At 70.5% G+C, this 18,454-nt stretch carries 16 protein-coding genes; 3 read left to right on the top strand and 13 right to left on the bottom strand.

Going from position 1 to position 18,454, the window contains the following annotated elements:
- Window positions 1-30: 30 nt before the first annotated feature.
- From RCR19_RS24855 to RCR19_RS24890, 8 genes are all read right to left on the bottom strand, one after another.
- Window positions 31-390: an MmcQ/YjbR family DNA-binding protein gene (locus RCR19_RS24855; protein ID WP_331267129.1), complete on the bottom strand. Its 360-nt coding sequence runs from the start codon at window positions 388-390 to the stop codon at window positions 31-33.
- Entirely contained in the window at window positions 387-1,694 is a 1,308-nt protein-coding gene (locus RCR19_RS24860) for a hemolysin family protein (RefSeq protein WP_331267130.1), read from the bottom strand. Before RCR19_RS24860 ends, RCR19_RS24855 begins: the two co-directional genes overlap by 4 nt.
- On the bottom strand, window positions 1,691-2,188 hold the full coding sequence (ybeY, locus tag RCR19_RS24865) for an rRNA maturation RNase YbeY (RefSeq protein ID WP_059131516.1): 498 nt from the start codon (window positions 2,186-2,188) through the stop codon (window positions 1,691-1,693). Before ybeY ends, RCR19_RS24860 begins: the two co-directional genes overlap by 4 nt.
- Window positions 2,189-2,200: 12 nt before the next feature.
- On the bottom strand, window positions 2,201-3,274 hold the full coding sequence (locus RCR19_RS24870; protein ID WP_331267131.1) for a PhoH family protein: 1,074 nt from the start codon (window positions 3,272-3,274) through the stop codon (window positions 2,201-2,203).
- A gap of 217 nt (window positions 3,275-3,491) precedes the next feature.
- On the bottom strand, window positions 3,492-4,760 hold the full coding sequence (locus RCR19_RS24875; protein ID WP_331269547.1) for an MFS transporter: 1,269 nt from the start codon (window positions 4,758-4,760) through the stop codon (window positions 3,492-3,494).
- The gene (locus tag RCR19_RS24880; RefSeq protein WP_331267132.1) at window positions 4,757-6,073 is read right to left on the bottom strand and encodes a GH1 family beta-glucosidase; all 1,317 of its coding nucleotides are present in this window, start codon (window positions 6,071-6,073) and stop codon (window positions 4,757-4,759) included. The genes RCR19_RS24875 and RCR19_RS24880 overlap by 4 nt, the downstream gene beginning before the upstream one ends.
- Window positions 6,074-6,182: 109 nt before the next feature.
- Window positions 6,183-6,449, bottom strand: a complete 267-nt coding sequence (locus RCR19_RS24885; protein ID WP_331267133.1) for a protealysin inhibitor emfourin — start codon at window positions 6,447-6,449, stop codon at window positions 6,183-6,185.
- A gap of 33 nt (window positions 6,450-6,482) precedes the next feature.
- Window positions 6,483-7,553 (bottom strand): M4 family metallopeptidase, encoded by a 1,071-nt coding sequence (locus RCR19_RS24890; protein ID WP_331267134.1) that lies wholly within the window; start codon window positions 7,551-7,553, stop codon window positions 6,483-6,485.
- 351 nt (window positions 7,554-7,904) lie between these two features.
- Between RCR19_RS24890 and leuA the strand changes: the two genes are divergently transcribed.
- The 3 genes from leuA (at window position 7,905) to RCR19_RS24905 (ending at window position 11,847) form a co-directional block, all read left to right on the top strand.
- The gene (gene leuA / locus RCR19_RS24895) at window positions 7,905-9,626 is read left to right on the top strand and encodes a 2-isopropylmalate synthase (RefSeq protein WP_331267135.1); all 1,722 of its coding nucleotides are present in this window, start codon (window positions 7,905-7,907) and stop codon (window positions 9,624-9,626) included.
- A 214-nt stretch (window positions 9,627-9,840) separates the two neighbouring features.
- Window positions 9,841-10,545: a TerB family tellurite resistance protein gene (locus RCR19_RS24900; RefSeq protein ID WP_331267136.1), complete on the top strand. Its 705-nt coding sequence runs from the start codon at window positions 9,841-9,843 to the stop codon at window positions 10,543-10,545.
- Between the two features lie 114 nt (window positions 10,546-10,659).
- Window positions 10,660-11,847 carry a sialidase family protein gene (locus tag RCR19_RS24905; RefSeq protein WP_331267137.1) on the top strand — a complete coding sequence of 396 codons (1,188 nt, stop codon included), beginning with the start codon at window positions 10,660-10,662 and terminating at the stop codon, window positions 11,845-11,847.
- Between the two features lie 3 nt (window positions 11,848-11,850).
- On the opposite strand, the gene RCR19_RS24910 is transcribed toward RCR19_RS24905, so the two are convergent.
- From RCR19_RS24910 to RCR19_RS24930, 5 genes are read right to left on the bottom strand one after another with little or no spacing between them, the layout of a single operon-like run.
- Window positions 11,851-12,786, bottom strand: coding sequence for a dihydrodipicolinate synthase family protein (locus tag RCR19_RS24910; protein WP_331267138.1), 936 nt, complete (start codon window positions 12,784-12,786; stop codon window positions 11,851-11,853).
- A complete protein-coding gene (locus RCR19_RS24915) occupies window positions 12,786-13,853 on the bottom strand; it encodes an ABC transporter ATP-binding protein (protein ID WP_331267139.1) in 1,068 nt (355 codons plus the stop codon). The genes RCR19_RS24910 and RCR19_RS24915 overlap by 1 nt, the downstream gene beginning before the upstream one ends.
- The gene (locus RCR19_RS24920; RefSeq protein WP_331267140.1) at window positions 13,850-15,817 is read right to left on the bottom strand and encodes a dipeptide/oligopeptide/nickel ABC transporter permease/ATP-binding protein; all 1,968 of its coding nucleotides are present in this window, start codon (window positions 15,815-15,817) and stop codon (window positions 13,850-13,852) included. The genes RCR19_RS24915 and RCR19_RS24920 overlap by 4 nt, the downstream gene beginning before the upstream one ends.
- Entirely contained in the window at window positions 15,814-16,776 is a 963-nt protein-coding gene (locus RCR19_RS24925; RefSeq protein ID WP_331267141.1) for an ABC transporter permease, read from the bottom strand. The genes RCR19_RS24920 and RCR19_RS24925 overlap by 4 nt, the downstream gene beginning before the upstream one ends.
- Before the next feature lie 19 nt (window positions 16,777-16,795).
- Complete coding sequence (locus tag RCR19_RS24930) at window positions 16,796-18,424, bottom strand: ABC transporter substrate-binding protein (RefSeq protein WP_331267142.1); 1,629 nt, start codon at window positions 18,422-18,424, stop codon at window positions 16,796-16,798.
- Between the last annotated feature and the right edge of the window lie 30 nt (window positions 18,425-18,454).

Below are 18,454 nucleotides of genomic sequence, written 5' to 3' on the forward strand. Positions count from 1 at the left end.
GACGGGGTCGTCGCCCTGCGCCGGTCCTCGTCAGGGACGGTCGAGGCGGAGACGGTCGGCGCGCGGAAGTCCGGCGACGACGAGGTCGTACGAGTCCTCGACGAGTTCCCGGACCAGGCGGTCGGTAAGCCCGCCGTCCACGGTGACGGTGTTCCAGTGGCGCTTGTTCATGTGCCAGCCGGGCGCGATCAGGCCCTCGTGTTCGGTGCGCAGGCGCACCGCGTCCTCGGGATCGCACTTGAGGTTGACCTTCAGGGGCCGTCCGGCCAGGTTCGTCAGGGCGAAGAGCCTTCCGCAGACCTTGAAGACCGAGGTCTGCGGGTCGAAGGGGAAGTCCTCCACCGCGGCGTTGAACGACAGGCAGAACGCGCGCAGCTCCTGTGGGGTCATTCCGCCTTCGGCTCCTCCCGCGGGGGCCCGGCCGGGCCCACCGGCTCCACCAGCACGGTCGCGATCCGGTTCCGGCGTCCGGCAGCGGCCTCCGCGGTCAGTCGCAGCTCGCGTCCGTCGGGCAGCTCCACGAGGGACGAGGCACCGGCGATGGGCACCCTGCCCAGTGCCTTCGCGAGCAGTCCGCCGACCGTCTCCACGTCCTCGTCGTCGTAGGCCTCGAGGCCGTACAGCTCGCCGAGGTCCCCGATGTCGAGGCGGGCGGTGACCCGGTAGCGGTCCTCGCCCAGGTCCTCGACGGGCGGCAGTTCGCGGTCGTACTCGTCGGTGATCTCGCCGACGATCTCCTCGAGGATGTCCTCGATGGTCACGATCCCGGCCGTGCCGCCGTACTCGTCGATGACCACGGCGACGTGGTTGCGGTCCTTCTGCATCTCGCGCAGCAGATCGCCGGCGTTTTTGGTGTCGGGTACGAACGTGGCGGGCCGCATGGCGGTGGACACCAGCTCGGACTCGGCGTCGCGGCTGATGTGCGTCTTGCGGGCCAGGTCCTTCAGATACACGATCCCGACGATGTCGTCCTCGCTCTCGCCGGTGACCGGGATGCGCGAGAAGCCGGACCTGAGGGCCAGGGTCAGCGCCTGGCGAATGGTCTTGTAGCGCTCGATGACCACCAGGTCCGTGCGCGGGACCATCACCTCCCGCACGAGGGTGTCGCCCAGCTCGAAGACGGAGTGCACCATACGGCGCTCCTCGGCCTCGATGAGGGACTCCTTCTCCGCGAGGTCGACCAGCGCGCGCAGTTCCGCCTCGGAGGCGAAGGGGCCGCGGCGGAAGCCCTTGCCGGGGGTGAGCGCATTGCCGATGAGGATCAGCAGGGAGGGGATCGGGCCCATGATCCGGGCCAGCGGCACAAGGACGTACGCCGCGACCGTCGCCGTGTTCAGCGGGTGCTGGCGGCCGATGGTGCGCGGGGAGACCCCGACGGCGACGTACGAGACGAGGACCATGACCGCGATCGCGATCAGAAGGGCCTCGGCGGTGTTGTCGAACTCCCTGAGGCAGGCGAAGGTCACGAGCGCGGCGGCGGCCATCTCGCAGGTGACGCGGACCAGCAGCGCCACGTTCAGGTAACGCGTCGGGTCCGCGGCGATCCGGGCGAGCTTGGCACTGCCCCGCCGCCCGCTGCGTACCGCCTCCTCGGCGCGGAAGCTGGAGACCCGCGCCAGGCCCGCCTCCGCGCAGGCGGCGAGCCAGGCGACGACGACCAGAGCGATCGCGCCGAGGACGATCTGAGGGCTCATGAGACGGTCGGGGCAGGGGACGGGCCGGTCAGGCCCTTCTCCGCGCGCCAGCCGTCCACGATGGCCGCCTGGAGACCGAACATCTCGGCCTTCTCGTCGGGCTCCTCGTGGTCGTAGCCGAGCAGATGCAGCACTCCATGGACCGTCAGAAGCTGGAGCTCCTCGTCCATGGAGTGCTGCGTCGGCGCCTCGGCGCCCTGCTTGGCGGCGACCTCGGGGCACAGCACAATGTCGCCGAGCAGCCCCTGCGGCGGCTCGTCGTCGTCCTTGGACGGCGGCCGCAGCTCGTCCATGGGGAAGGACATGACATCCGTCGGTCCGGGCAGCTCCATCCACTGCACGTGCAGCTGCTCCATGGCGTCGGCGTCCACGACGATCACCGAGAGCTCGGAGAGCGGGTGGATGCGCATCCGCGCGAGCGCGTAGCGGGCGATGTCGAGGATCGCCTGCTCGTCGACCTCGGTGCCGGACTCGTTGTTGACGTCGATCGACATGGTGCTGCTGGTCTACTTCCCCTTGTGGGCATGCCCGGCCCTGCGGCCGGGCTTCTGCGTGCCGTTCTCGGTGCCGTTCTGGCTGTCGTACTTCTCGTAGGCGTCGACGATACGGCCGACGAGCTTGTGCCGTACGACATCGTGGGACGACAGCCGGGAGAAGTGCACGTCCTCGACGCCTTCCAGGATCTCCTGGACCTGCCGCAGGCCGCTCTTGGTGCCGTTCGGCAGGTCGACCTGGGTCACGTCACCCGTGATCACGATCTTCGAGTCGAAGCCGAGGCGGGTGAGGAACATCTTCATCTGTTCGGGGCTCGTGTTCTGGGCCTCGTCGAGGATGATGAAGGCGTCGTTCAGAGTGCGGCCACGCATGTAGGCGAGCGGGGCGACCTCGATCGTCCCGGCCGCCATGAGCCGCGGGATGGAGTCGGGGTCGATCATGTCGTGCAGCGCGTCGTAGAGCGGGCGCAGATACGGGTCGATCTTCTCGTACAGCGTGCCGGGCAGGAAGCCGAGCCGCTCGCCCGCCTCGACCGCAGGCCGGGTCAGGATGATGCGGTTGACCTGCTTGGACTGCAGGGCCTGCACGGCCTTCGCCATGGCGAGATAGGTCTTGCCGGTACCCGCGGGACCGATGCCGAAAACGATCGTGTGCTTGTCGATCGCGTCCACGTACCGCTTCTGGTTGAGCGTCTTGGGGCGGATCGTGCGGCCGCGGGAGGACAGGATGTTCTGCGTCAGCACCTCGGCCGGGGTCTCCGGTCCGTCGCCCTCACCGTCGTCGCTCGCCCGGAGCATGGCGATCGAGCGTTCCACTGCGTCCTCCGTCATCGGCTGCCCGGTGCGGAGCACCAGCATCATCTCTGCGAACAGGCGCTGGATCAGGGCGACATCCGCCGAGTCGCCGACCGCGCTGATCTCATTGCCCCGGACATGGATGTCGACCCCCGGGAAGGCCGTCTCGATCACGCGCAGGAGGGAGTCGCCTGAACCCAGCACCATCACCATGGGGTGCTTGGCGGGGACGGTGATCTGTGTTCTCGCCTGCCCCTGCGCAGGGGTACGAGCTGTGGGTGTCTGAGTCATGGGCCGGCCCGCGGGCCTGCGGTTCCTCCTCGTCACGGCCGCGTAGCTGAGGGCGGCCTCGCGATTCCAAGGGTACGACGCGGTACTGACAAGGCCGTAGGGCTTTTCGGGGCCGAAGTTTCCCGAGTGGGATCCGGCCGCGTGCCCCGCCGTGCCGCCCCGGTCCACCCGCCGTCCCCAGGGCGTGCGGCTGCCGCGGTGCCGGGGTGCTGCGACGTCAGTCCACGCCCCGGATCCGCACCACGAGCAGCGCCCCGGCCAGCCCGACCACCGCCGCCACCAGGTAGAGCACCCGGTAGCCGCCCAGATACGTCACGATCGGCGCGGCCAGGGCCGGGGCTGCGACCTGGGGGAGGGCGTTGGCCACGTTGATCACCCCCAGGTCCTTCCCGCGGTCCAGGGCCTTCGGCAGGACATGGGTCATCAGCGCGAAGTCGACCGAGGTGAAGACCCCGAAGCCCACGCCCAGGACGGCCGCCGCGACGACGGTGCCGGTCCAGGTCTGCCAGCCGGACAGGGCCGCCGTGGCGAGCGCCATCAGCACCCCGGACCAGATCACGAACGGTTTGCGCCGGCCCACCCGGTCCGACCACACGCCGCCGACGACGACCGTGGCGAGGAGAGTGATGCCGTTCACCGCTGTCAGGACGAGGACGCCCTGGTCGGGGTCGTGGTAACCGATGCGGTCCCGCAGGTAGTACAGCAGGTACAGCAGCACCAGCCCATTGCTGAGATTGATCAGGAAGCGGGTCAGCCAGGCCCAGCCCAGATCGGGATGGCGGCGCGGACTCAGCCAGAACCCGGCCAGGAAACCCCGCCAGGACCAGGGCGGCCGGGCCGCCGCGGCCAGCCGCAGGTCCCGGTGGCGCAGGACATAGGGCAGCACGCCCACCACCGTGAACACCGCACATGCCGCGTAGCCCGCGCCGATGCCCCCGGCGACGGTCGCAAGGCCGGTGCCGCCGACGACGCCCAGGATCTGCGCCGCACCCAGCCAGCCGCCCACCGATCCCCGCTGGGAGGGCGGCACCCGGTCGGGGACCGCCGCCGTCACCGCCGCGCAGGCGGCGTTCAGCGTGAGCTGGACCAGGCACCAGCCGAGCGCCATGGTCCACACCCCGCCCGCCCCTCCCAGCAGCAGGAGCGACAGCGCCCCGCCTGCCGTCCCGGCCACGATCCACGGTGTGCGGCGGCCCCGGCGGGAGACGGTGCGGTCGGACAGCGCACCGAAGAAGGGGTTCGCGACGAGCGACACCACCGCGCCCGCGCCCGTCACCCAGGCCAGCATCGTCTCCTTGGACATGCCGGCGTCCGGGGCGAAGTCCGTCGCCTGGGAGGCGAGCAGGATCTGCAGCGGGCCGTACCAGCCGACCCAGATCGCCCCGTTGGCCAGTGCCAGGGCCGAGGTCCAGCCCCGGCCGACCCGCTCGACGGGCTCGGCGAGGGCGTCCAGGGGACGGTCGGCGGGCCGCTCGGCCGTCGTCATCTCTGCGCCCGCAGCAGATCGCGCAGCCATGTGTAGGACGCCTTCGGGGTTCGCTCCAGCGTCTCGAAGTCCGTGTGCACCAGCCCGAAGCGGCGCGCGTACCCCTCGGCCCACTCGAAGTTGTCCAGCAGTGACCACACGAAGTAGCCGCGTACGTCTACCCCCGCCTCGACGGCCCGGTGCAGCGCCCGTATGTGGCCGTCCAGATAGGCGATGCGCTCCTGGTCGTCGACGCCCTCGTACGAGCAGCCGTTCTCGGTGATGAGGACGGGCGGGAGCCGGTCGCCGTAACGCCCGGCGAATCCGGTGAGCAGCTCGGTGAGCGCCTCCGGGACCACCGGCCACCCGAAGTCCGTGACCGGGCGGTCCTCGATCTCCCGGACCGTGAAGGGGAGTTCGGCGGGGAACGAGAGACCGCCGAACTCGATCTCCGCGCCCTGCGGTGCGCCCACCCTCGTCGGCGCGTAGTAGTTGATCCCGTACCAGTCGATCGGTTCCGCGATCACCTTGAGGTCGGCCTCGACGTCGCCCGGCATCAACTCGCCGATGCCCTCGGGGTAGCGGCCGATCAGGACGGGGTCCGAGAACAGGCGGTTGAGCAGGAGGTCGTAGAACTCCGCGGCCTCCCTGTCCTCCGGCTTCTCCGACGCCGCCCAGGTCGGGCCGTGCGAGTTGGCGATCCCGATGTCGCCCGCCCCGGCCGCGCGCAGTGCCCGTACGGCCAGGCCGTGGGCGAGCAACTGGTGGTGGGCCACCGGCAGCGCGTCGAACATCAACCGCCTGCCGGGGGCGTGGACCCCGAGCGCATGGCCCAGCAAGGTGTGCTCGGCGGGCTCGTTGAGTGTGATCCACTTGGCGACGCGGTCGCCCAGGCGCTCGGCGACGACCGACACGTGGTCGGCGAAGCGGGACGCAGTGTCCCGCTCCAGCCAGTCCAGGGCCACCGGAAGGTCCCAGTGGAACAGGGTCACCACCGGCCGTATGCCCGCCGCGCACAGGGCGTCGACCAGGCGGTCGTAGAAGTCGAGGCCGCCGGGGGAGTCCACCCTCGGCCAGGAGACCGAGAAGCGGTAGGCGTCCACACCGAGGCCGGCCAGCAGCGCCACGTCCTCGTGATAGCGGTGGTAGGAGTCGCAGGCCACCGCCGCCGTCGAGCCGTCCTTCACGCGCCCCGGCTCGGCGGTGAACACGTCCCACACGGAGGGCTCGCGCACGTCCGCCGCCCCCTCGATCTGGTGCGCCGAGGTCGACACACCCCACAGAAAACCGGCCGGGAACTGAGGCATCGGGTTCGTCACCATGCGCCGGATCATCCTTACCGTCGGTAACGGAAGTCAACGGCCGGGCACGAACCGAAAGCCCGAACCTCGAGGGCGGCCGGGTCCCTGCCCGGCGCCTGGGAGGGTCAGGCGCCGGGCAGGGTCAGGCGCCTTCCTTCAGCACCCGTGACACCAGTGCCCGTTGCTCCTCGGTCAGCCGGGGGTCCGCGCAGTACACGGTCCGGCCGTCCACGGTGATCTCGTAACTGAAGCCGTCCGGCACCACGGCGGGTGGCGCGTCCCGGCCGGCGGCGACCGCCCGCTCGGCCAGGGAGTGCCACTCCTGGGCATCGGACCGTCCAGAGGTCTCCACCTCGGCCCGGCGCTCGATACCCGCGAACCCGCCCGTGCGCCTCACCCGAATACGCATGGCACCTGTCTAGTACGACAACGGGCGTGCGGGCTACGAGGCGGGCACCCCGACCTGTTCCCAGGCCTTGAGGACGGCATCCTGCTCCTCGCCGTCCTCGGTGTAGCGGGTCCTCGCCGCCGCCACCGTCAGCCTGGCGAAGTCCGCGAAGGTCGCCTCCGCCTCGAGACCGCCGCCGGTCAGCACGTCGTACCAGATCTGCCCGGACCGTTCCCAGGCGTTGCCGCCGAGGGCGGTGGCCACCAGGTAGAAGGCCCGGTTGGGGATACCGGAGTTGATGTGCACCCCGCCGTTGTCGCGGCCGGTGTTCACATAACCGTCCATCGTCGACGGCTGGGGGTCCTTGCCGAGGACGTCGTCGTCGTACGCGGTGCCCGGTTCCTTCATCGAGCGCAGCGCCTTGCCGGTGACGCGCGGCGCGAGCAGCCCCGCGCCGATCAGCCAGTCGGCGTCGGCGGCGGTCTGGCCGAGCGTGTACTGCTTGATCAGCGAGCCGAACACGTCCGAGAGCGACTCGTTGAGCGCGCCCGACTGCCCGAAGTAGGCCAGGTTCGCCGTGTACTGGGTTACTCCGTGGGTGAGTTCGTGGCCGATCACGTCGACCGGGATGGTGAAGTCGAGGAAGATCTCGCCGTCCCCGTCGCCGAACACCATCTGATCGCCGTTCCAGAAGGCGTTGTCGTAGTCCTGGCCGAAGTGCACCGTCGCGTCGAGCGGCAGCCCCTTGCCGTCGATGGAGTCCCGGCCGTACGCCGTCCGGTACAGCTCGAAGGTGGCGCCGAGCCCCGCGTAGGCACGGTTGACCGATGCGTCCTGTCCGGGCTCGTCGCCCTCGCCGCGGACCTTCCTGCCGGGCAGGCTCTCCTGGTGGCCGGCGTCGTAGACCGTTCGGTACGGCTTGCCCGCGGTGTGCTCGGGCGGGGCGGCCGTGGGGGCGCCGATGACGGTGGTCAGCCGGCGCCGGGTGCGCTCCAGGGCGTCGCGCTCGAGTGTGCGGCGCGCGGGAGCGGCGAGTCCGGAGTCCTCGTGCTGTGCGAGCCGGTCGAGGACGTGGGGCGGCACGATCGTGCAGAAGACGGGCTGGAAGCCCCCGGGGGTGGTCATGAGCGGAACCATTGCACTGTGTAACGAGATTGTCACTACCTGCAACCGTGATTGGTGAACTGCCGCCTCGACGGGCCGCGTGTCGCCGGGTGCGGTGCTATGGGCTTCCGTGCGAAGGGGGGCGGTGTGATGTGGCGCACTTTATGTCCGAATTGTCCCAGCGGTCCCGCATACTGATACAAGCCTTCGCAGCCGGCGTGGCTCGGCTAGCATGCGGAGCATCATGCGTTTCGGGCTGCTCCTCCTTAGCTGCCGCGGCGAGGGCCTGTAGTCGAGGCCGACTCCCTCCCCGCGGAGTTCGGCGTTGCGCCGTCGGCCGTCCTTCCGGACCCCATGAGGAGCCCACGCACCATGGCCAACCGCCAGCAGCCCACTTCCATGCCGATCCACAAGTACCGTCCGTACGACCAGGTCGACATCCCCGACCGTACGTGGCCCGACCAGCGGATCACCCAGGCTCCGCGCTGGCTCTCCACCGACCTGCGCGACGGCAACCAGGCCCTGATCGACCCGATGTCGCCGGCGCGCAAGCGTGCGATGTTCGATCTGCTGGTGAAGATGGGCTACAAGGAGATCGAGGTCGGCTTCCCGGCCTCCGGGCAGACCGACTTCGACTTCGTGCGCTCGATCGTCGAGGAAGAGGGCGCGATCCCGGACGATGTGACGATCTCCGTACTGACCCAGGCCCGCGAGGACCTGATCGAGCGGACCGTCGAGTCGCTGAAGGGCGCGAGGCGCGCGAACGTCCACCTCTACAACGCCACGGCCCCGGTCTTCCGCCGGGTCGTCTTCCGTGGCTCCCGGGACGACATCAGGCAGATCGCGGTGGACGGCACCCGGCTGGTGATGGAGTACGCCGAGAAGCTGCTGGGTCCCGAGACCGAGTTCGGCTACCAGTACAGCCCCGAGATCTTCACCGACACCGAACTGGACTTCGCCCTGGAGGTCTGCGAAGCGGTCATGGACGTCTGGCAACCCGAGCCGGGCCGCGAGATCATCCTGAACCTGCCCGCCACCGTGGAGCGCTCGACCCCGTCCACGCACGCGGACCGTTTCGAGTGGATGCACCGCAACCTCTCCCGCCGCGAGTTCGTCTGCCTGTCCGTCCACCCCCACAACGACCGCGGCACGGCGGTCGCGGCGGCCGAGCTGGCCCTGATGGCCGGCGCCGACCGCGTCGAGGGCTGTCTGTTCGGCCAGGGCGAGCGCACCGGCAACGTCGACCTGGTCACCCTGGGCATGAACCTCTTCTCCCAGGGCGTCGACCCGCAGATCGACTTCTCCCACATCGACGAGATCCGCCGCACGTGGGAGTACTGCAACCAGATGGAGGTCCACCCGCGCCACCCGTACATCGGGGACCTGGTCTACACCTCCTTCTCCGGCTCCCACCAGGACGCCATCAAGAAGGGCTTCGACGCCATGGAGGCCGACGCGGCCGCCCAGGGCAAGACGGTCGACGACATCGAGTGGGCGGTGCCGTACCTGCCCATCGACCCCAAGGACGTGGGCCGCTCCTACGAGGCCGTCATCCGCGTCAACTCCCAGTCCGGCAAGGGCGGCGTCGCCTACGTCCTGAAGAACGACCACAAGCTGGACCTGCCGCGCCGGATGCAGATCGAGTTCTCCAGGATCATCCAGGCGAAGACGGACGCCGAGGGCGGCGAGGTCACGCCGAAGGAGATCTGGTCGGTCTTCCGGGACGAGTACCTGCCGAACCCGGACAACCCCTGGGGGCGTATCCAGGTCAGGACCGGCCAGTCGACGACGGACACGGACGGCGTGGACGCCCTCACGGTCGAGGCCACCGTGGACGGCGAGGACACCGTGCTGACCGGGTCCGGCAACGGCCCGATCTCGGCCTTCTTCGACGCCCTGCAGTCCATCGGGATCGACGTACGCCTGCTGGACTACCAGGAGCACACGATGAGCGAGGGTGCCTCCGCGCAGGCCGCCTCCTACATCGAATGCGCGATCGACGGAAAGGTCCTGTGGGGTATCGGTATCGACGCGAACACGACACGTGCATCGCTGAAGGCGATCGTCTCGGCCGTCAACCGCGCGGCGCGCTGACCCTCTGACCGGCACGTTCGTGGCCCCGTCCGCCCCGCAGGGCGGGCGGGGCCACGTCATGGACCAGCCATTTCTGCCCAAGATCACGGAGAGGTCTCGTCCGGGGTACTGACTTCGCATCACCAATGTGGCTAACATCACGCCAGCGCGGCGACGTTGCCGCGGCGGCACCGCCCACGCCCTCGAGGCAGTGGGGGAGTTACGGAGGTGCGACGTGCTGCCAGGACGGGGACGCAACGGCCGAGGAGCCCGCAGAAGTCGCGTCGCGCCCGTCCTCGGTATTCGCACCGTGTGGACCGCCGCAGGTGACGGCGAGTTCTTCTGCCCCGGCTGCGGGGGCGATCGCAACTACCAACGGCTCACCGGCCGCCGCCGCTTCGCCCTGGTCGGAGTTCCGGTCCTGCCCCGCGGCGAGACGGGCCCGGTCGTGGAGTGCGCGGCCTGCGGCCGGCACTACGGCACGGACGTCCTCGACCACCCCACCACGACCCGCTTCTCGGCGATGCTGCGCGACGCGGTGCACACCGTGGCCCTCGCGGTCCTCGCCGCGGGAGGCGCCTGCTCGCGCACGTCCCTGGAGACGGCCGCGGCCGCCGTTCGTTCGGCAGGCTTCGACGACTGCACCGGCGACGGGCTCAGCGCGCTGGTCGACGCCCTGGCCGCCGACACCGGCCGGGTCAGCGGAGAACCGGGCGGTGCGAGCCTCGCCATAGAGCTGCACGAGGCGCTGGACCCCCTCGCCCCCCATCTCGCGCCCGCGGGCCGCGAGTCGATTCTCCTCCAGGGTGCCCGGATCGCCCTGGCGGACGGGCCGTACACCCCCGCCGAACGCGACGTACTGGCCACGGTGGGCGCGGCCCTGACGATCTGTTCGAACGATGTGACCCGTCTGCTGGCGGCGGCGCGCACGCCCTCCTAGTCACTCACATCGGTGACATGATCGCGGCGTAGGGATCACGGACGGTGACGGTGGGGAGTATGTGACCGACAACGGTCACCGTCCCGCGAGGGACGCACTCCCTGGGGGATAGACATGACCCTTCCGTTCCGCGCCCTCGTCGCCGCGGCCGTACTGTTCACCCCGCTCACCGCGACCGCACCCGGCTCCGCGAGCACCGGCTGTGTCTCCTCCGTGCCCTACACCGCAGGGAAGGGCGGCTACGGCACCTATCGGATCCCCGCGGTCGTGACCACGCGGAAGGGGACCGTGCTCGCCTTCGCCGAGGGCCGGCGCAACGGCGTGGCGGACAGCGGCGCCATCGACGTCGTGCTCAGACGCTCCTTTGACGGCGGCTGCACCTGGGGGCCGCTCGGCGTCGTCGCCTCCGGCAGGAGAGACACCCGGGGCAATCCGGCGCCGGTCGTGGATCCGGGTACCGGCCGGGTCGTTCTGGTCACCTCCTACAACGGCGGCGCGGCGACGGAGTCGCAGATCATGCGCGGTGAGGTGGCACGCGCGCAGAGCCGCCGGGTCTTCGTGCAGACGAGCAGTGACGACGGGCGGCGCTTCACGGCCCCACGGGAGATCACCGCGCAGGTGAAGCGGCCGGGGTGGCGGTGGTACGCGACAGGCCCGGGCCACGCGATCGCCCTCACCCGGGGACCGTATGCGGGCCGTCTCGTCGTCCCCGCCAACCACTCCACGGCGCCGCCCGAGGGCTCCTCCGACACCGGGCGCGAGGCCCGGTACTACGCGGCGCACGCGCTCTACAGCGACGACGGGGGGCGCAGCTGGCACATCGGCTTCACCGACGGCTCCCACGACGGCGGCGACAACTCCAACGAGAGCAGCGCGGCACAACTCCCCGACGGCAGGCTCTACTTCAGTTCACGCGACCAGGGCGGCACACGCCGGGGCAACCGCCTCGACAGCTACTCGAGCGACGGCGGCGAGACCCTCGACCGCCCGTACACGATGCAGCACAGTCTGGACGACGTCCCGGCGGTACAGGCGAGCGTCCTTCAGCTCAGCGGCCGGTCGGCGCCGTTGCTCTTCTCCGGGCCCTCCGTCCCCACCGCGCGCCGGGCGATGGCGATCTGGCGCAGCACCGACGACGGGGCGACCTTCACCAAGGCGCTGACGCTGTCCCGGAATCCCGCGGCCTACAGCGACCTCGTACAACTGCGCGGTGGCAAGGTCGGGATCCTCTACGAGACGGGTGCGACCGGCATGTACGACTCGATCGCGTTCCGGCGGATCCCGGTCGCGGACCTGGACTGACGGCTACAGCAGGCCGGCCCCCGCCAGGAACTTCCCCACCTGCTCGGTCTCCGCCTCCGACAGCGGCACCTGCGGTTCGGCGGTCGCGGGACAGGCGATCACCCCCCGCAGGTGCAGGGCCGCCTTGAACGCACCGAGGCTCGACGAACCGCCGCCCATGCGGGCCGGATCCCCGACGCGGACCATGCCGTACAGGCCGCACAGCCGGTCCTGCTCGGCACGCGCCGCGTCCCAGTCGCCCGCGCGGCACAGGCGGTACAGCCGGGCGTAGCCCTCGGGGTCCACGTTGGCCAGCCCGGGCACCGCGCCGTGCGCGCCGAGCGCCAGGGCCGAGTCCATCACCAGCTCCGAGCCGGTCAGTACGGCGAAGCCCTCGAGTCCGGGGCGGGTGCGGGTGCCCGACACGACCGTGCGGAAGCCGGCCAGGTCGCCGCTGGAGTCCTTCAGCCCGGCCAGGGTCCGGTCGGCGGCCAGTTCCAGCACCAGTTCGGGGCTCAGCCCGGAGTGGACGGCGACGGGGATGTCGTAGGCGATGACGGGTGCGGGGGAGCGGTCGGCGATCAGCCGGTAGTGGCGGGCGATCTCCGCGGGGTGGGTGCGGGTGTAGAAGGGCGCCGTCACGACGACGGCGTCCGCGCCCGCCTCCGTCACATCGGCCACATGGTCCAGCACTCGCGGCGTCGTCATGTCGATCGCCCCGGCCAGCACGGGGAGCCGGCCGGCCACATGGGACACCACCGTCTCCACCACGAGACGGCGCTGACGATCGGTCAGGAAAGCGGCCTCCGAGGACGAACCGAGCACGAACAGGGCGTCCACCCCACCGTGCACAAGATGGTCCACGAGCCTCACGAGCGAAGGGACGTCCACCTCGCGTTCCGGTGTCAGGGGCGTGCAGACGGGCGGGACGACACCGGTCAGCGGTGCGGGGAAGGGCATCAAGGCTCCCGAGCGGGTTTCTGGTCCGGCAGTAGCTCGGCCGTGGTGGTGGCCGGGGAGGGCGCCGCCGCCTGGCGCGCCAGATCGCGGGTCGGCACGCCCTCCTCCACAGGATGGTGGCAGCGGAAGCGGTGTCCGGCCGCCGACGCGCCCGAGAAGTCCGGCATCACGGTGGCGCACACGGAGTCCGCCCGCCAGCAGCGGGTACGGAACGGGCAGCCGCTCGGCGGACGGGTCGCGGAGGGCACCGGGCCGGCCAGCGGGATCGCGTCGAGCGGATCGAGCAGACCGGGGGTGGCGGAGAAGAGGGCACGGGTGTACGGGTGCCGAGCGTGATCGGTGACCCGGTCGGCCGGGGCCTCCTCGACGATCCGGCCGAGGTACATCGTGACGACCCGGTCGCTCATCCGGCGGACCGTCTGGATGTCGTGCGAGACGAAGACGAGGGCCAGGCCCAGTCGTTCCTTGAGGTCGAGCAGCAGGTTCAGGATCTGCGCGCGGACCGAGACGTCCAGCGCGCTGGTCGGTTCGTCCGCGACCACCAGGTCCGGTTCCAGCGCGAGGGCGCGGGCGACGGCGACGCGCTGACGCTGGCCGCCGGAGAGCCGGCCGGGCAGACCGTCGGCGAGGGCCCGGGGAAGTCCCACGAGGGACATCAACTCCCGTACCCGCTCCTCGCGCTGGGCCCGGGTGCCACGGCCGTGCACGTCCAGCGGGTCCCGCAGGATCCTGCGCACCGTCAGCCGCCGGTTCAGGGCCGTCGACGGGTCCTGGAAGACCATGCCGGTGCCGGCACCGACGACGGACCGGCGTTCGGCGGGCGGCATCGACCACAGATCGCGGCCCCGGAAGAGGACCGTGCCCGACGTCGGCCGCTCCACCCCCACCAGCACCTTCGCCAGTGTCGACTTGCCGCAGCCGGACTCGCCGACCACCCCGACCGTCTCACCGGGTGCCACGCAGAGGTCGGCGCCGGTCAGCGCGTACACCTTGTCCCGGGTGAACAGACCGCCGCTGCGGGCCCTGTGGACGACATGGGCGCCGGACAGCTCCACGACGGCGTTCATGAGACGGCCTCGCTCTCCGTGCTCACCAGGTCGACCGCCGGATGGTGGCAGGCCGCCCTGTGCGTCACCGGTCCGAGCAGATCCGGTGCCGTCGTGCGGCACACCTCGCCGGCCAGCGGGCAGCGGTCGGCGAAGCGGCAGCCCGCCGGGAAGTCCGCGGGCGCGGGGACGATCCCCTTGATCTGCGTCATTCGCTCGGCGGACGACTCCAGCGACAGCACGCTGCCGAGCAGCCCGCGGGTGTAGTGGTGGGCGGGCGCCTCCACCAGGTCCGCGGTGACCCCGCTCTCCACGATCTGCCCGCCGTACATCACCACCACCCGGTCCGTGACGTCCGCCACCAGCGCAAGGTCGTGCGAGACGAGGATCAGCGCGAAGCCGAGCTCCTCCCGCAGCCCGAGCAGCAGTTCCATGATCTGCGCCTGCACCGTCACGTCCAGGGCGGTCGTCGGCTCGTCGGCGACGATCAGCCTGGGTTCGCGGGAGAGCGCCATGGCGATCAGCACGCGCTGACGCTGGCCGCCGGAGAGTTCGTGCGGGTAACTGCGCAGGGTGCGTTCGGGATCGAGGCCGACCAGAGCGAGCAGCTGCGCGGGGCCGCGGCGGCCGCCCCGCCGAAGGACCTGTTTCAGCTGCGCCCGGATCGTCATCGCCGGATTCAGCGAGGACAGGGCGTCCTGGTAGATCATGGCCATCTCGTGGCCCAGCAGCCGGCGCCGCACGCGCATCGGTTCGCCCACGAGCTGCCGTTCGCCGAACCGCACCCGGCCGCGTACCCGGGCTTCCCTCGGTTCCAGGCCCATCAGCGCGAGCGCCGTCAGCGACTTGCCGCAGCCCGACTCGCCGACCAGGCCCAGGACTTCGCCGCGGTGCACCTCGAAGCTGATGCCGTCCACGATGTCCACACCGTGGTGACGGCCGGGGAAGCCGATGGCGAGGTTCTCCACCGCGAGCACCGGCTCCCCGCCGGGCAGCGGGCGGGCCCGGGAACGGAGCCGCAGCGCCGCCTCGGCCAGGCCGGGCAGGGGGACCACCTCGCCGCTGCCCGGTTCCGGCGCCTCCAGGCGGTCCTGGCGTACGTCCACGTCCGGGCCGGACGGTGCCGCCCAGGCGTCCGAGACGCCCTCCGACAGGATGTTCAGGGAGAGGACCGTGATCAGCATCAGCAGGCCCGGGAGGGCCGTCGCCCACCAGCCGCCGGTCAGCACCATGTTCTTGCCGTCGGCGATGACGCTGCCCCAGGAGGGGTCCGGGGGCCGTACGCCCGCCCCGATGAAGGACAGCGACGCCTCGAACACGATGGCCTCGGCGACCTGGACCGTGCAGAACACGAGGACGGGAGCAGCGCAGTTGACGGCCACGTGCCGGACCACGATATGGGGCGTGCGGGCCCCGATGACCCGTTCCGCCGTCACATAGTCCTCGCCGTACTGGTCGAGGACGTTCGCCCGGACGACCCTGGCGACCGGCGGGGTGAACAGGAAGGCGATCGCGCAGTTGAGGACCGTGATGCCACCGCCGAAGACGGAGATGAGGACGGCCGCGAGCGCGATGCCGGGGAACGCCATCACGACGTCCAGGCATCGCATCAGCGTCTCGTCGACGGCTCTGCGTGAGGTCCCCGCGACCGCGCCCAGGAAGGCTCCGACGACCAGGGCGAGGGCCGTCGCACCGAGCCCGATGGCGAGTGACCAGCGGGCGCCGTACATCAGCCGGCTGAGGATGTCGCGGCCGAGGCTGTCCTGGCCCATCCAGTGCCCGGCCGACGGATGCCCGCTGCCGTCCACGGGATCCTGCTGGTCGAGCGGGTCGTGCGGGGCGATGAGGGGTGCCAGCAGCGCGACCAGCACGACCAGGGCCAGGAAGCAGACCGCCACCCGCGACGGCAGCGGCATCCGGCGCGGTCCGCGCAGCCGGATACCCGGACGGGACAGGGTGTCGGCGAGTGCCTTGCGCGTGATCATCGGGCCGCGTCCCTCAGTCGAGGATTGACCAGCAGATACAGGATGTCGATGACGAGGTTGACGACCACGAAACCGGTCGCCGTGGTCAGCACGACGCCCTGGACGACGGCCGGGTCGCCGTTCTTGACGGCGTCGATCATCAGCTTGCCCATCCCCGGCAGGGAGAAGACGGTCTCGATCACGACCGCGCCCCCGAGCAGGTACCCCACCCGCAGACCCAGCACGGTCAGCGGGTTGACGAGCGCGTTGCGCAGCACGTTCCGGCCCACGACCACCCAGGGCGGAAGCCCGCTGCCGATCGCGGTGCGCACATAGTCCTTGTCCAGTTCCTCCACCACGGCCGTCCGCACGATCCGGGTGAGCTGCGCCGCCACCGGCAGCGAGAGCGCCAGGGCCGGCAGGGCCATGGTCCGCAGCCAGCCGGTGAGGGAGTCCGCCGGGTTGACGTAGCCGCCGGTCGGGAACCAGGCCCGGTCCACGGCCAGGTACTGGATCATCAGCAGAGCCAGCCAGAAGCCGGGAGCGGCCACACCGGTCAGGGACACCACCCGGATGAGCTGGTCGGGCAGCCGATCGCGGTGGATCGCGGCGGTCACCCCGCCGAGCAGCGCCAGCACCACCGCGATGCCGAGGCCGAGAAAGGTGAGCTGGAACGTGAGGGGAAGCGCGGTGGTGACCTGTTCGACCACCGGCGCCCGGGTCAGCGCGCTGGTGCCCATGTCGCCGCGGAGAAGATCGCCCACGAAGTGCACGTAGCGCACGGGCAGCGGGTCGAGCAGGCCGTTCTGCTCCCGGAAGTCGTGCAGTTGCTGTGGGCTCGGGTCGGCGCCCTGGAAGAACGCGGACGCCGGGTCGACGTCCGAGAACCGCATCACCAGGAACACGAACAGCACGATGCCGAGCATCAGCGGCACGAGCAGGAGGACGCGGCGGGTCAGGATCCTGGCGATGGCGACCACGGAATCGATTCCCCCGCCGCTAGGCCCACTTGGCCTGTAGGAGGCTGATGCCCGGGTAGGGCTGTGCCCTGATACCGGTGATCCTCTGCGGGTTCCAGGCCGTCATCAGCTCGTTGTGGACGACCGGGTACAGCACGGCCTGCTCGGCGACGATGTCGATGTAGTCCTGGATCATCGTCTTCTTCCGGTCCGGGTCCGGCTCCCTCGTCGCCCGGTCCATGTCCTTGAAGAGCTTCTTCGCGACGGGGTCGTCGGCCCAGCGGGTGTACTGCATCCAGAGGTTCTGCGGACCGTAGTTGTAGTGCATGATCAGGTCGGCGTCGAGGCCGAACTGGTTGGGGTTGGAGGCGGCCGCGACGACCTGGTAGTCCTGCTTCTGGTCCATCTTCGTGAAGACGGCGGTCGTCTCCTGCGGCGACAGAGTCGTCTCCACACCGATCGCGTCCCAGGACGCCTTGATCGTCGGCAGACAGTCGACGATCCAGCTCACGTTCACCGCGAGGATGTCGATCCTCAGCCCGCTGACCCCGGCTTCCTTCAGCAGCCGCTTCGCCTTGTCCGGGTCGTGGTCGTAGACGGTCCCCGCCCGCCGGTAGCCCGGGTTGGCCTCGTTGAGGAAGGACGACGACGGCCTGCCGTGGCCCTTCAGGGCCACCTCGACCATCTTGCCGGTGTCGACGGCGTAGTGCAGTGCCTGCCGGACGCGGACGTCGTCGAAGGGCTTGTGCCGGGTGTTGAACATCAGGAACAGGTTGTTCATCCCGGCCCCGCCCTCGACCGTCAGCCCGCCGCTCCTCAGCCGCGCGATGTTGGCGTACGGGATGTTGTCCGCGATCTGCGCCCCCGCACCGGTACCGGAGATCTTGGCCACCCGTGGCGCGGCGTCGACGATCGTCAGCCAGTTCATCCTCTTGAAGGCGGGCCTGCGGGGCCCGTTGTAGTCGGCGAAGGCCTCGAAGGTCGTGTTCGACCTCGGGTGGTGCGCCGTCTGTCGATACGGTCCCGAACCGACCGCCTTGCCCTTGATCGCGTCGTCCCAGGCGCCGGGCCGGGAGAAGACGTGCCGCGGCATGATCTTCGCCAGCGTCAGCCGTGAAAGCCCCTCCGGGAACGGGAACTTCAGCAGCAGCTCGACGTTTCGCTCGTCGACTTTGCGGACCTCCCGCAGCCAGCTCGCGAAGAAGCCCTTGGCGAGGGTCTGCGTGTCCGGGTCCAGGATCCGGTCGAAGACGAACACGACGTCGTCGGCCGTGACCGGGTGCCCGTCGTGGAACGTTGCCCCTTCGCGCAGTGTGAACCTCCAGGACGTGCCCCGGAGGTCCTTCGGCACCTGGGTCGCGAGAGCCGCGTAGGGCTCACGCGAGATGGGGTCCGTGTCGAGCAGCCCTTCGTAGACGTGGTGGTTGGCGGCCATGCAGAAGGCCGAGGCGGTCTGGGTCGGATCCCAACTGCCGTCGTTCCCGTAGCCGATGACCGCCGTCAGCGTCCGGTCCTGCTCGCTCCCGCCGCCGGTGTCGTTGGTGGACTCCGGGCCCGAGGAGCAGGCGGCCAGTGACGAGGACAGCGCGGCGGCCGCGCCGAGCGCGCCGGAGTACTTCAGCACCGTCCGGCGGGCCGTCACCGAAACGTCGGGGGTCACGTCGCGCACGGTTCCTCCAGCAAAGATGGTCTGGGTGAG

It is taken from the genome of Streptomyces sp. WAC07094 (genome assembly GCF_036320405.1).
Lineage (GTDB): Bacteria > Actinomycetota > Actinomycetes > Streptomycetales > Streptomycetaceae > Streptomyces > Streptomyces lannensis.

Excerpts from the sequence above, each read along its gene's own strand:
- RCR19_RS24880 (WP_331267132.1), bottom strand. The coding sequence starts at position 6,073 with ATGATCCGGCGCATGGTGACGAACCCGATGCCTCAGTTCCCGGCCGGT.
- leuA (WP_331267135.1), top strand. The coding sequence starts at position 7,905 with ATGGCCAACCGCCAGCAGCCCACTTCCATGCCGATCCACAAGTACCGT.
- RCR19_RS24915 (WP_331267139.1), bottom strand. The coding sequence starts at position 13,853 with ATGAACGCCGTCGTGGAGCTGTCCGGCGCCCATGTCGTCCACAGGGCC.
- RCR19_RS24920 (WP_331267140.1), bottom strand. The coding sequence starts at position 15,817 with ATGATCACGCGCAAGGCACTCGCCGACACCCTGTCCCGTCCGGGTATC.
- RCR19_RS24885 (WP_331267133.1), bottom strand. The coding sequence starts at position 6,449 with ATGCGTATTCGGGTGAGGCGCACGGGCGGGTTCGCGGGTATCGAGCGC.
- RCR19_RS24870 (WP_331267131.1), bottom strand. The coding sequence starts at position 3,274 with ATGACTCAGACACCCACAGCTCGTACCCCTGCGCAGGGGCAGGCGAGA.
- RCR19_RS24905 (WP_331267137.1), top strand. The coding sequence starts at position 10,660 with ATGACCCTTCCGTTCCGCGCCCTCGTCGCCGCGGCCGTACTGTTCACC.
- ybeY (WP_059131516.1), bottom strand. The coding sequence starts at position 2,188 with ATGTCGATCGACGTCAACAACGAGTCCGGCACCGAGGTCGACGAGCAG.
- RCR19_RS24890 (WP_331267134.1), bottom strand. The coding sequence starts at position 7,553 with ATGACCACCCCCGGGGGCTTCCAGCCCGTCTTCTGCACGATCGTGCCG.
- RCR19_RS24860 (WP_331267130.1), bottom strand. The coding sequence starts at position 1,694 with ATGAGCCCTCAGATCGTCCTCGGCGCGATCGCTCTGGTCGTCGTCGCC.
- RCR19_RS24875 (WP_331269547.1), bottom strand. The coding sequence starts at position 4,760 with ATGACGACGGCCGAGCGGCCCGCCGACCGTCCCCTGGACGCCCTCGCC.
- RCR19_RS24855 (WP_331267129.1), bottom strand. The coding sequence starts at position 390 with ATGACCCCACAGGAGCTGCGCGCGTTCTGCCTGTCGTTCAACGCCGCG.
- RCR19_RS24910 (WP_331267138.1), bottom strand. The coding sequence starts at position 12,786 with ATGCCCTTCCCCGCACCGCTGACCGGTGTCGTCCCGCCCGTCTGCACG.